This window comes from Streptomyces sp. NPDC004435 (assembly GCF_042873895.1).
GTDB lineage: Bacteria > Actinomycetota > Actinomycetes > Streptomycetales > Streptomycetaceae > Streptomyces.
The window spans coordinates 408,412-421,059 of sequence record NZ_JBIAMB010000001.1 but is presented as its reverse complement, the minus strand read 5'-3'; the positions used below and the strand labels follow the sequence as shown (position 1 = coordinate 421,059).

At 73.1% G+C, this 12,648-nt stretch carries 10 protein-coding genes; 1 reads left to right on the top strand and 9 read right to left on the bottom strand.

Annotated features, from left to right (window positions below):
- Window positions 1–67 precede the first annotated feature (67 nt).
- From ACFYT9_RS01775 to galE, 4 genes are all read right to left on the bottom strand, one after another.
- Window positions 68–574 (bottom strand): hypothetical protein, encoded by a 507-nt coding sequence (locus tag ACFYT9_RS01775; RefSeq protein WP_387270603.1) that lies wholly within the window; start codon window positions 572–574, stop codon window positions 68–70.
- 196 nt (window positions 575–770) lie between these two features.
- On the bottom strand, window positions 771–1,934 hold the full coding sequence (gene proB / locus ACFYT9_RS01770; RefSeq protein ID WP_387270616.1) for a glutamate 5-kinase: 1,164 nt from the start codon (window positions 1,932–1,934) through the stop codon (window positions 771–773).
- A gap of 96 nt (window positions 1,935–2,030) precedes the next feature.
- Entirely contained in the window at window positions 2,031–2,582 is a 552-nt protein-coding gene (locus ACFYT9_RS01765; RefSeq protein ID WP_389160273.1) for a GtrA family protein, read from the bottom strand.
- A gap of 203 nt (window positions 2,583–2,785) precedes the next feature.
- Entirely contained in the window at window positions 2,786–3,772 is a 987-nt protein-coding gene (gene galE, locus ACFYT9_RS01760) for a UDP-glucose 4-epimerase GalE (RefSeq protein ID WP_376595632.1), read from the bottom strand.
- 225 nt (window positions 3,773–3,997) lie between these two features.
- Between galE and ACFYT9_RS01755 the strand changes: the two genes are divergently transcribed.
- Window positions 3,998–5,755, top strand: a complete 1,758-nt coding sequence (locus ACFYT9_RS01755; protein WP_389160270.1) for a stealth family protein — start codon at window positions 3,998–4,000, stop codon at window positions 5,753–5,755.
- Window positions 5,756–5,851: 96 nt separating this feature from the next.
- Here ACFYT9_RS01755 and ACFYT9_RS01750 read toward each other — a convergent pair whose 3' ends face one another.
- The 5 genes from ACFYT9_RS01750 to rplU all read right to left on the bottom strand — a co-directional run bounded on the left by ACFYT9_RS01750 (window position 5,852) and on the right by rplU (window position 12,466).
- Entirely contained in the window at window positions 5,852–8,671 is a 2,820-nt protein-coding gene (locus ACFYT9_RS01750) for a stealth conserved region 3 domain-containing protein (RefSeq protein ID WP_389160267.1), read from the bottom strand.
- A complete protein-coding gene (locus ACFYT9_RS01745; RefSeq protein WP_389160265.1) occupies window positions 8,668–9,753 on the bottom strand; it encodes a hypothetical protein in 1,086 nt (361 codons plus the stop codon). Before ACFYT9_RS01745 ends, ACFYT9_RS01750 begins: the two co-directional genes overlap by 4 nt.
- A gap of 558 nt (window positions 9,754–10,311) precedes the next feature.
- Complete coding sequence (gene obgE / locus ACFYT9_RS01740; RefSeq protein ID WP_376605782.1) at window positions 10,312–11,751, bottom strand: GTPase ObgE; 1,440 nt, start codon at window positions 11,749–11,751, stop codon at window positions 10,312–10,314.
- Window positions 11,752–11,876: 125 nt separating this feature from the next.
- Window positions 11,877–12,131: a 50S ribosomal protein L27 gene (gene rpmA, locus ACFYT9_RS01735; protein WP_030494090.1), complete on the bottom strand. Its 255-nt coding sequence runs from the start codon at window positions 12,129–12,131 to the stop codon at window positions 11,877–11,879.
- Window positions 12,132–12,145: 14 nt separating this feature from the next.
- Window positions 12,146–12,466: a 50S ribosomal protein L21 gene (rplU, locus tag ACFYT9_RS01730; RefSeq protein WP_128979761.1), complete on the bottom strand. Its 321-nt coding sequence runs from the start codon at window positions 12,464–12,466 to the stop codon at window positions 12,146–12,148.
- Window positions 12,467–12,648 lie beyond the last annotated feature (182 nt).

The window sequence follows — 12,648 nt, the reverse complement described above, 5'->3', positions numbered from 1 at the left end:
GCGGTCAGGTCTCCGACGGTAAGGACAGCTGGGGGGCCTGCCCGTCGGGTCCCGTGTCGCCGTGCGGTCAGTAGGGGTGGACTCCGACCGGGGCGGCGGGGGGTGGGCCGTAGCCTTCCGCGATCCGCTGGTGGTAGGTCTCCCGGTCGATGACCTCCAGGCCGACGATCTCCCACGGGGGCAGCTTCGCCGTCTGCCGGTGCTCGCCCCAGAGCCGGAGCGCGACGGCCGCCGCGTCGTGCAGGTCGCGGGCCTCCTCCCAGTACCGGATCTCGGCGTGGTCGTTGGCGTAGCGGCTCGTCAGCAGGAAGGGGTGGTCGTGGGCCAGCTGTTCGAGCCCGCGGCGTACCTCCTGCAGCGGTGACTCGACGCCGGACACGCTGAGCGTGACGTGCCACAGCTTGGACAGCGGGCGCTCCCCCGCGCCGCCGTCCCTCGTGCCCGTCTCGGCTGCTGTGCCCTTGCCTTGCGTGGCCGTGTCCTGTGCCGCGTCGAAGTCGGCTCCGGCCTCGACACTCGTCAGGGCGCGTTCGGCCGTCCCGCGGGGCGATGCCCCTGGGCGCGCTCGTCTCACCGGCGGCCTCCTGTGTGATGCGTGTGGTGCTGTACCCCGCGTTGCTCATTACCCCCGAGACAAAGTTGACCAGTCCGAGCCGTCGCATGGGGCGGTTTTGGTAAAGGTCCCTTCCGGATGGCAGGAGTTTCAGCCGTTTCGGCGGTGGTTTCGCAAGGGCTTCCGCACGGGCTTCCGCACACGGTTGCGGACGATGTCAGCCGAGGACGACGAGGTCGTCGCGGTGGACGACCTCACGCTCGTACTCGGGGCCGAGCTCCCGGGCGAGTTCGTGCGTGGAGCGGCCCAGCATCCGGGGGAGTTCCTTCGCGTCGAAGTTGACGAGGCCGCGGGCCACGGGGCGGCCGGCGCCGTCGCGGAGCTCGACCGGGTCACCGGCGACGAAGTCGCCCTCGACGGCGGCGACACCGGCGGCGAGCAGCGATTTCTTGCCCTCGACGACGGCCCGGACGGCTCCGTCGTCCAGGGCGAGGGAGCCCTGCGGGGTGGAGGCGTGGGCGAGCCAGAGGAGGCGGTCGGCGGAGCGGCGGCCGGTGCGCTGGAAGTACGTGCCGGTGTCGCGTCCGGCGAGGGCGTCGGCGGCGCGGCTGGCGGAGGTGAGGACGACGGGGATGCCGGCGGCGGCGGCGATCCGGGCGGCCTCGACCTTGGTGACCATGCCGCCGGTGCCGACGCCGGCCTTGCCGGCGGAGCCGATCTCGACGTGGGCGATCGACTCCGGGCCGGTGACCTCGGCGATCCGGGACGTGCCGGGCTTGGCGGGGTCGCCGTCGTAGAGGCCGTCGACGTCGGAGAGGAGGACGAGGAGGTCGGCACGGACGAGGTGGGCGACGAGGGCGGCGAGCCGGTCGTTGTCGCCGAAGCGGATCTCGTCGGTGGCGACGGTGTCGTTCTCGTTGACGACCGGCAGCGCGCCCATGGCGAGGAGCTGGTCGAGGGTGCGGTAGGCGTTGCGGTAGTGGGCGCGGCGGCTGGTGTCGTCGGTGGTGAGCAGCACCTGGCCGACGCGGACGCCGTAGCGGGCGAACGAGGCGGTGTAGCGGGCGACGAGGAGGCCCTGGCCGACGCTGGCGGCGGCCTGCTGGCGGGCCAGGTCCTTGGGACGGCGGGTGAGGCCGAGCGGGGCGAGGCCCGCGGCGATGGCGCCGGAGGAGACCAGGACGATCTCCTTCTCGCCGCCGCTGCGGACCTTGGCGAGGACGTCGACGAGGGCGTCGACGCGGTCGGCGTCGAGGCCGCCGGCGGCGGTGGTGAGAGAGGAGGAGCCGACCTTGACGACGATGCGGCGCGCCTCGGTGACGAACGGGCGGGCCACGGACGGCGGGGTCGAGGGCTGCGGAGTCGCGTCCTGTCGGTTCATGTCCTGCTGCACCGTCGCCATCTCCGTCGCCACCTGGGCCGTCCTCGCTCGCAGTTTCCGGCGCCGTGCGCTCCCGGCACGGTCGCGAGGGGCAATCTACGCGAGCCGGGACGGCCGCCGCTCCTCCATTCCGCCCTCCGGACCGCCGCGCTCGGGACGGGCCGCCGGCTCGGGACGGGCCGGCGCGGGACCGGCGAGCTCAGTGCCGCCGAGCTCAGGCCCGCCTCGCCTTCGAGCGCCGTCGTGCTCCGGCGCCCCGGCCCCCTCCGGTGCGGGCCCTCGGCTCACGAGGATCCGTCGGGAGATCACGTAGGTGAAGGGGATGGCGACGACGGCGGCCACGAGTGGCGCGATCCGGTCGTCCATTCCGGCCCAGCTGACCAGCGCGTACAGGCCGGCGCTCTGCACCACGTAGTTGGTGACGTTGGTGAGGGGGAAGAGGGCGAACTTCTTCCAGGTGGGGCGGGTGCGGTAGGTGAAGTAGGTGTTGAGGAAGAAGGAGCCCACCATGCTGAGCAGGAAGGCGAGGGTGTACGCGGCGAAGTACGGCATCCAGGGGTGGAGCAGCAGGTAGCAGCCGAAGAAGGTGCCGGTGTTGATCCCGCCCACCACGCCGAAGCGGATGATCTGGCCGAGCTGGTCTCGCATGCGCCCATCAGATCGCCGCGAGATGAACGGCGCATGCCGAAAAGACGGCGCCCGCACGACGAACGGCCCCGCGTACACCCACCGGGCACGAGACCCCGCACGACGAACGGCCCCCGCGCACACCCACCGGGTGAGAGGCGCCCGCACGACGAACGGCCCCCGCGTACACCGGGTACGAGGGGGCCGTGCGGGATCCTGTCGGGTCAGACGTTCGCGCCGCGGCGGGCGGTCCAGCCGGCCCAGGCGGAGCCGATCATGTCGCGGACGTCGTAGCGGGCCTTCCAGCCCAGCTCGGCGGCGATGCGGTCGGCGGAGGCGACGACGCGGGCCGGGTCGCCGGGACGGCGAGGGGTGACGACGGGCTCGGTGGCGTGCTCGGTGATCTCGTTGATCAGGGCGACCATCTCGGTGACGGAGACGCCCTCGCCGCGGCCGATGTTGACGGTGAGGTCGCGCGGCTCGCCGGCCTCGGCCCACTCGGCGAGCTTGCGGGCGGCGACGAGATGGGCGTCGGCGAGGTCCTCGACGTGGATGTAGTCGCGGATGCAGGTGCCGTCCGGGGTGGCGTAGTCGTCGCCGAAGACGCGCGGCGCCTCGCCGGCGTCGAGTCGCTCGAAGACCATCGGCACCAGGTTGAAGACACCGGTGTCGCCGAGCTCGGGGGTGGCCGCGCCGGCCACGTTGAAGTAGCGCAGGCAGGCCGTCGCGATGCCGTGCGCCTGGCCGGCCGCGCGGACCAGCCACTCGCCCGCGAGCTTGGTCTCGCCGTACGGGCTGAGCGGGGCGCAGGGGGTGTCCTCGGTGACGAGGTCGACGTCCGGCATGCCGTACACGGCGGCGGAGGACGAGAAGAGGAAGTTGCGCACGCCGGCGGCGGCGACCGCTTCCAGGAGGACGGTGAGGCCGACGATGTTCTCGCGGTAGTAGTGCAGCGGCAGTTCGACGGACTCGCCGACCTGCTTCTTCGCGGCGAGGTGGACGACGCCGGTGATGCCGTGCTCGGCGAGCGTCCGGTCGAGCAGCTCGCGGTCGAGCGTGGAACCGACGACGAGCGGTACACCCTCCGGCACCCGGTGCGCGTATCCGGTCGACAGGTCGTCGAGGACGACCACCCGCTCCCCCGCCGCCGTCATGGCCCGGACCACGTGCGCGCCGATGTAACCGGCACCACCGGTGATCAGGTACGTCATGCTCTCCCCACATCCCTTGTCGCTGAGCACCGCGGACATCCACCGCGGAAATACACCGTACCTGCTGCCCGCCGGAGCGTCGAAACGCCTGCGTCCCGACGCAGGCGCACAGCGCCACGAGGGGGCGCGTGAGCATTGCTCGCGCGCCCTGGGGGGAGCCCTCGGAGGCTGCATACTGAGACTGCTCACTCTCCGCATATGCTCGTGTTCGAGGAGTAAACAGCAGTGCGAAATCCCGAGTCACCCCGGCTGCTGGGGGTCTACCGCCGAGCCGTTCCCGACCGCGTGCGACGGGCCGTCGTCGCACAGCTGGACGCCGATGTGCGCCGCCGCCTGAAGCTGCGCATCGCCGGCGGGACGGCCGCCGCCGAACGCCTCCGCCTGAACCGGCTGGCCCGGCGGTACGCGACGCTCACCGCCGGTCCCGACCGCACGGTGATCAGTGTCGGCCGCGAGCCGAAGGTGGCGCTCGTCGCCGAGGGCATCACCCCGCTGCGGGCCCGCCGGGCCAATCTGGACGCGGTGCTCGGCGCCCTCGCCGCCGCCGGCGTCCCGCACTTCTGCGTCCCCGGCAAGTCGGACACCTCCTCCGCGGTGGCCGTGCGCGAGGAGGACCGGGCCGCCGTGCTCGCCGCCCTCGCCGCCGCGTGCGGGCGCGAGCCCGGCTACGCGAGCGCGGTGAGCGGGAACGGCGCGGTCGGCGGCGGCTCCCGGCCCGGTTTCGCCGCGGCGACCTGGCACCGGCTGCGTACCGCCGCCGTCCTGCGGCTGACCTGGTACCGCGCCGACCCCACCCACCAGCTCAAGCTGGGCGATCCCTACGGCTGCGACGTGGAGTTCTGGCGCGAGGAGAACGGCGAGCTGACCGCGCCCCGCCCCGGCAGGATCACCGCCTGCCTCCCCCGCGAGGGCACGCTGGTGGAGGCACCGGAGTCCTGCTTCACCGACTTCACGGACGTCCGGCCCGGCGCCAGGACCACCCCCGGCGATGCCCCGCTCGTCCCGGCCCGCGCGGAGACCGCGGTCGTCCGCAGCGACCAGGTCACCTTCCCCGTCGACGTCGTCTACACCTGGGTGGACGGCTCGGACCCGGAGTGGCTGCGGCGGCGCGCCGAGTACGCGGGCGAGGGCTATCACGCGGAGGCGGCGAACGCGGCCCGCTATCTCAGCCGCGACGAGCTGCGCTACTCGCTGCGCTCGCTGCACCTCTACGCGCCCTGGGTGCGGACCGTCTTCCTGGTCACCGACGACCAGACGCCGGCCTGGCTGGACACCACCGTCCCCGGTCTGCGGGTCGTCTCGCACAAGGAGATCTTCCGCGCCCCCGAGGTGCTGCCGACCTTCAACTCGCACGCCATCGAGTCGCAGCTGCACCACATCGACGGGCTGGCCGAGCACTTCCTCTACCTCAACGACGACGTGATGCTCAGCCGCGAGGTGACCCCCCGGGACTTCTTCCACGCCAGCGGGCTCACCAAGTTCTTCCCCTCCCCCGCGCTGGTACCGCTGGGCGAGCGCAGCGTCGACGACCCGCCGGTGGCCGCCGCGGGCAAGAACAACCGGCGGCTGATCGAGCAGCGGTACGGCTCCGTGCTGGTGCAGAAGATGAAGCACATGCCGCATCCGCTGCGGCGCAGCGTGCTGGCCGAGATCGAGACGGAGTTCGCCTACGAGTACCGGCGCACCGAGGCGAACCGCTTCCGCAGCGTGGACGACATCTCGATCGCCTCCTCGCTCCACCACTACTACGCCTTCCACACCGGCCGCGCGGTCCCCTCGAACGACCTGCCGTACGCGTATCTGGACCTGACCCACCCCTGGACGGAGACCCGGCTCGGCCGGCTCCTCGCCCAGCGCGACCGGGCGGTCTTCTGCGTCAACGACACGGTCTCGACGGAGCAGGACGCGGGCGGCCAGAAGGACCTCATCACCCCGTTCCTGGAGGCGTACTTCCCGGTCCCGAGCCCGTACGAGAAGCGGTAGCGGTACGCGGGACGAGGGGGGCGCCCGAGCCGGGCGCCCCCCTCACGCGTACGCGCCCCGACACGTACGCGCCCCCCTCACGCGTACGCGGCTCCCTCAGCCCTTCTCGTACGGCGAGCGCACCGGGAAGTACGCCTCCAGGAAGGCGCGCAGCACCCGGTCCTGCTCGTCCAGCGGCACCTCCGCCTCCGCCGACTCGCCGATGCAGATGACGTCCCGGTGGCGGGCCGCGAGGAGGCGGCTGAGCGCCACGTGGTGCTTGTAGTCGCCGATGTTGGTGTAGGCGGCGGAGATGCCGCCGGGCGACGCCTTGCCCGTCAGGTAGCCGTAGTGGTGGTGGAGCGAGGAGGTGATCGACAGGTCGTCCCGGCCGCGGAACGGCGCGGCGGCGGTTCGGGCGGTCTCCTCGGGCCAGCGCTCGGCGATCTCCGCGAGGACGCTGCGGCGCAGCGGGTGCGGGGTGTGCAGGAAGCCGTGGGTGGCGATCCGGCCGAAGGCCGCCTCCAGGAGGGTCTGGTTGTTCTTGGCGGCGACGAAGTAGCCCTCGGTCTCCTCGGTGACGTCGCCGGGCGGGACGGCGGTCGGTGAGCGGAAGAAGAGCGAGTTGCCGTTCGACTGGAAGAACTTGTTCGGGGCGAGCGGGCGGCCGAAGAAGACGTCGTCGTTGACGTAGAGGAAGTGCTCGGCCAGCCCCTCGATGCGGTGGAGCTGCGACTCGATGGCGTGCGAGTTGAAGCAGGGCAGCCACGCCGGGTCGGCGAAGAGTTCCCGGTGGCTGACCACCTCGATCGACGGGTGGGCCGTGTCCAGCCAGGACGGCGTCTGGTCGTCGGTGACGAGGAAGATCCGCCGGATCCAGGGGGCGTGCGCGGCGAGGGAGCGCAGCGAGTAGCGCAGCTCGTCGCGGTTGCGGAAGCGGACGTCGCCGGACTGGGCGTCGTCCGCGGCGAGCCCCTGCTCCCGGCGGGCGGCGTCGCGCTTGGCCCGCCACGCGGGGTCGGTGTCGTCGACCCAGGTGTAGACGGCGTCGACGGGGAAGTCGACGTTCCACATGAGCTTCTTGGTGAAGACCCGCAGGGTCGGGTACTCCCGGCCGCCCACGGTGATCCGCGCGTCCCCGTCGAGGGAGGGCAGCCGCGGGCCGACCAGGGTGGTGCCGCGGGGGGCGGTGTACCAGCCGGTGCCGTCCTCCTCCTCGGACCAGAACTCGACGCCGCAGCCGTACACCGGCCCGTACCTGAGGGTCCGGCTGTCGCTGACGAGCGGCTTGAAGATCCGGACGCCGGCGACGTCGGGGGCGTGGGTGAGGGTCTCGGCGAGCCGGGCTCCGGGGGCGGCGGTGCGGGGGGCGACCAGCTCGGCGTAGACCGCCCGCCCGTGCAGCTCGGTGCCGAGGGCGCGCAGCGCGCGCTCCCGGTCGGGCTCGCGGACGGCGAGGCGGTGGCTGACGGTGGTGGGGTCGTGGAGCAGGACGAAGGGGACGCCGTGCCGCTCCAGGGCCTGGGCGGTGAGCTCCAGGTTGATCTCGCCCATCCGCCAGGACGGCACGTCGTCGCGGACCTCGGCGAGCCGGCCGGCCGAACGGACCAGGGACTTGGGGTCCTTGGCCTGGAGGATGACCTCGCGGGCCTTCTGCTCGTCGGCGGAGGGCGAGAGCCTGCTGATCGGTGCGGAGACGGCGAAGCTGCGGCTGCCGCCGGCCGCGACCCGGTGGGCGGCGCGGTCGGCGCGGGCGGCGGCGCGGGTGGCCGGGCCCTCGGCGTGGAGCGCGGTGAAGAGCTCGTCCCAGCGGGCGGTGACGAGCTCCGGGGCGAAGCGCTCGCGGGCCCCGGCGCGGGCGGCGGCGCCGTAGCCGGCGCGCAGCTCGTCGTCGCCCATCAGCCGGGAGAGCGCCGCGCCGAGCGAGGCGATGTCGTCGGCGGGGACGAGGAGGCCGTCCACCTCGTGGCGGACGATCTGGGAGGGACCGGTGAGGGTGTCGTACGCGACGACCGGGACGCCCGCGGTGAAGGCCTCCAGCATCACCAGGCCGAAGGACTCGACGCGCGAGGGCATCAGGCAGACCGCCGCGGTGGCCCACTCCTCGGCCATCCGGCGGCTCCGGCCCACGAGTTCGACCCGGTCGTGCACGCCGAGGCCTTCGACGAGCCGGCGCAGGGCGGCCAGCTGGGGGCCGTCGCCGAAGATCCGCAGCGTCCAGCCGGGGTGCTCGCCGGCGACGTCGGAGAAGGCCTGGATCGCGTGGTCGAGCTGCTTCTCCGGGACCAGCCGGCCGGCCACGACGACGGTCTTCGAGCCGAGGTCGGAGCGCGGCCGGTACCCCTCGGGCATGGCGTTGGGGATGGTGGCGAGGCGCGGGGCGGCGGTGCCGAGCGACTCCGCGAACCAGTCGGTGGTCAGCTCGGTGAGCGAGACCAGGGCGTCGAGCCGGGGCGCGTGGGTGAGGAGCGGTTCGCCGGTGGCGCCGCGCAGCTGGGAGACCCGGTGCTCCTGGTGGACGACGGCGACCCGGGCGGGGGCGAGGGTCACCGCGGCGGCCATCAGGGCGGGGGTGGTGGTGACGAGGACGTCCGCGTCGAGGCCGGAGAGGGCGGCGGTCATCTCGATGTCGGAGAGCCGGTCGAAGGTGGGCTCCCAGGCGGTCGCGATCAGCTCGCTGGGCAGTTTGGCGAGCGCCTCGCACTCGCCCGCGGTGAGCGTGGAGGGGCGGACCGGGCGCGGCGAGCGGCCGGTGCGGTCGACCAGGTAGCGGATGCGCACCCCCTTCGCCTCCGGCAGGAACGGCTCCTCCTCCGTCCTGAACACGCTGAGGATCTCGACCTCGTGGCGCGGCATCAGCTGGACGGCCTGGGTGTAGGCGGCCATCTCGGTGCCGCCCATGGCGTCGCCCCAGGTGAGCAGGATGGTGATCTTCATACGCGTTCCTCCGCGCCGTCGGGGGCGCCTTCGAACCCGACGCAGGAGACGGCGAGCGCCCCGGCCGAGGTGATGTAGGCATGCACTCGGAGGAGCGAGCCGTCTTCCAGGGCGATGATCCGGAACGAGGTGCGGATCACCTGGTTGCGCCGGCGCAGGTCGGTGAGCCGGCGGCCGATCTTGAGGCCGGTGCGGCCCTGCTGTAGCTGGATGTCCCAGCGGAGGGCCTTGCGGCCGGAGACCATGCCGGCGAGCGGCAGGTCGAAGGCGAAGGCGTCGCCGTCCCACTCCAGCGGGGCCTGGACGACGGCGCCGCCGCCCCTGCGGACCGCCTGGGCGGTGTACGCGGCGGTCGGGGCCTGCGGGGCGACGATCCGGCCGCGGACGGTGATCCGGTCCCAGCGGAGGGCGAAGGTGTCGAGTTCGGCCTGGTGGGCGGGGGCGCGGACCTTGAGGACGGCGAAGCCGTCGACCGAGCGCATCAGCCGGAAGTGGGCGCCGCCGGCCGGGTCGGGCGAGACGGGGGCGATGGGGCCGTCGGTCGCGGGGAGCGGCACGGCGGCGACGCCGGTGCGCTGCTCCTGCCCGCCGGGGCGGGTGAGGACGGTGCCGACGCGCCACAGACCGGCGGTGAGGGCGAGGCCGGCTCCGGGGCCCGTGCCCGCGTCGGCCCCGGTGCGCGGGCCGGTGTCGGCGTCCGTGCCGGCGGGGACGTCGGCGGAGGCTTCGGCCGAGACGTCGGCGGGGGCGTCGGTGAAGCGGAGGGCCGTGGTCGCGGCGAGCAGGAGGGTGCCGTCGGGCTGCGGTTCGAGCTCCAGGGGCAGCCGGTGGACGCGGCCGCCGCGGGCGAGTTCGAGCCGGGCGGAGACGACCTCGGTGCCGGGGGGCGCGATCAGGGCGGCGTTCAGGGTGCGGCCGCCGAGGACGGAGAGGTGGAGCGGTCGGAGCGCGGGCCGGGGCGGGATCCCCCCGCCGAACGCCGGCGCGGTGTGCAGTCGCTCGACCCGGCGGCGCATCCGCACCGCCACCCGCCGGGCTCGTTTCGCGGCACCCACCGCGTAGGGCAGCAAGGCGTCACTCACGACAATCCCGGCTTCCGTTCTGGGGGTTGACAGTCGGGCGCCACATAGTGGCAAGGCCCCCGAACGAAGGCAAATCACCTCCGAGGCGTGAAGAACGGGGACGGAACCCCTGCCGAGGCGGCGGATCCGGTGCGCGTCCGCGATCACGGACAGCAGGGCCGTACGGGCTTCGCCGCCGGTCACCGCCCGGCTCACGGCAGGGCCGCCACCGGGGAGCGGACCGGGCCGCGCCCATGACCTCGGCGTTCGCCGCCCGGACGGGCCCGCCGGGCGGGCCGCGCCGGCGCCCGTCGAGGGCGCTCGCGGCGGGCGGGGAGCGGCGCGGCCGGGGCACGGGCCGGGGTGAGCGCGGGCGCGTGCGTCGTCGCGCCCCGCGCCGTGAATCTCACCCGATCGTGGGACAGCCCGACCGCTCCCCGGCGGCGAGGGGCCGGACACGCCGGGACCCCCGGCGGCCGAAGCCGCCGGGGGTCCCGGCACGGTCGAGGTCCCGCTGGAACGGGGTGGACTCGTCGTCCTCGCGCTCCGCGTCGTCGCGCTCCCCCTCGCGAGGTCCCGCTAGAACGGGTTGAACTCGTCGTACTCGCGCTCCGCGTCGTCCCGCTCCGCGTCGCGGTCGCGGCGGCGCTGGACGGCGGGGCGCGGCGCGTCGAGGCGGTGGTCCTCGCCTCGGCGGCCGAGCATCTCGGCGCCGGCCATGACGGTGGGCTCCCAGTCGAAGACGACCGCGTTCTCCTCGGAGCCGATCGCGACGCCGTCGCCGGCGCGGGCGCCGGCCTTCATCAGCGCGTCCTCGACGCCGAGGCGGTTGAGGCGGTCGGCGAGGTAGCCGACGGCCTCGTCGTTGTTGAAGTCGGTCTGGCGGACCCAGCGCTCCGGCTTCTCGCCGCGCACGCGGTACACGTCCTCGTGCTCCTCGTACGTGACGGTGAAGCCGGCGTCGTCGACGGCCTTCGGGCGGATGACGATTCGGGTCGCCTCCTCCTTCGGCTTGGCGGCGCGGGCCTTCCCGACGATGTCGGCGAGGGCGAAGGAGAGCTCCTTCAGACCGGTGCGGGCCACCGCGGAGACCTCGAAGACGCGGTAGCCGCGCTCCTCCAGATCCGGGCGGATCATGTCCGCGAGGTCCTGGCCGTCCGGGATGTCGATCTTGTTGAGGACGACGATGCGCGGACGGTCGTCGAGGCCGCCGTACTGCTTCAGCTCCTCCTCGATGACGTCGAGGTCGGTGACCGGGTCGCGGTCGGACTCCAGCGTCGCCGTGTCGAGGACGTGGACGAGGACCGAGCAGCGCTCGACGTGGCGCAGGAACTCCAGGCCGAGGCCGCGGCCCTGGCTGGCGCCGGGGATGAGGCCGGGGACGTCGGCGATCGTGTAGACGGTCGAACCGGCCGTGACCACGCCCAGGTTCGGGACCAGGGTCGTGAAGGGGTAGTCCGCGATCTTCGGCTTGGCGGCCGAGAGGACGGAGATCAGCGAGGACTTGCCGGCGCTGGGGTAGCCGACGAGCGCCACGTCGGCGACGGTCTTCAGCTCCAGGACGATGTCCTGGAGGTCGCCGGGCACGCCGAGCAGCGCGAAGCCGGGGGCCTTGCGGCGGGCGGAGGAGAGCGCGGCGTTGCCGAGGCCGCCGCGGCCGCCCTCGGCGGCGACGTACGTCGTGCCGTGGCCGACGAGGTCCGCGAGGACCTCGCCCTTCTTGTCGAGGACGACGGTGCCGTCCGGCACGTACAGGACGAGGTCCTGGCCGTCCTTGCCGGCGCGGTTGCCGCCCTCGCCGGGCTTGCCGTTGGTGGCCTTGCGGTGCGGCGAGTGGTGGTATTCGAGCAGCGTGGTGACGGACTGGTCGACGACCAGGATCACGTCGCCGCCGCGGCCGCCGTTGCCGCCGTCGGGCCCGCCGAGCGGCTTGAACTTCTCCCGGTGAACGGAGGCGCAGCCGTGGCCCCCGTTACCCGCGGCGACGTGCAGCTCGACGCGGTCCACGAAGGTGGTCATGGTTCTGTGCCTCCAGAAGAGCGAAGTACGGGAAAGCTATGTACGGGAATGTCTATCTAGTAACACGCGAAAGGCGGACCCTCTTCCCAGCCGGGAAGTGAGGTCCGCCTCCGCAAAGCGTCCGATCAGGCGACCGGAACGATGTTCACGACCTTGCGGCCACGGAAGGTGCCGAACTGCACCGAACCGGCCTGCAGGGCGAACAGCGTGTCGTCGCCACCGCGACCGACACCCGAGCCCGGGTGGAAGTGGGTGCCGCGCTGGCGGACCAGGATCTCACCGGCGTTGACGACCTGACCGCCGAAGCGCTTCACGCCGAGCCGCTGGGCGTTGGAATCGCGACCGTTCCGGGTGGACGATGCGCCCTTCTTGTGTGCCATTGCTCAGTCCCTCTTTACTTCGCGGCCGTCGGGATGGACGTGACCTTGATCGCCGTGTACTGCTGACGGTGACCCTGGCGACGGCGGTAGCCGGTCTTGTTCTTGTAGCGCAGGATGTCGATCTTGGCGCCCTTGGTGTGGTCCACGACCTCGGCCTGGACCTTGATGCCCGCCAGGACCCACGGGTCGCTGGTCACGGCGTCGCCGTCGACGACGAGCAGGGTCGAGAGCTCGACCGTGTCGCCGATCTTGGCGGTGGAAATCTTGTCAACCTCAACGATGTCGCCGACAGCAACCTTGTGCTGGCGACCACCGCTGCGCACGATGGCGTACACGCGGATCTCTCTCTCACTCGGGAACGGGACCTCTGACGCCAGCCACCCACGCGCGGGCCCGGGGGCCCACGACGATCCGGATCGGACGAGCGGCCTCTCCCGGCGGGCGGGAGGGGGGTGCTCAGAGGCGCGACGCGTCATAGACACGCCGACGGTCTAGGTTACGGGCGCCTGCCACAGGG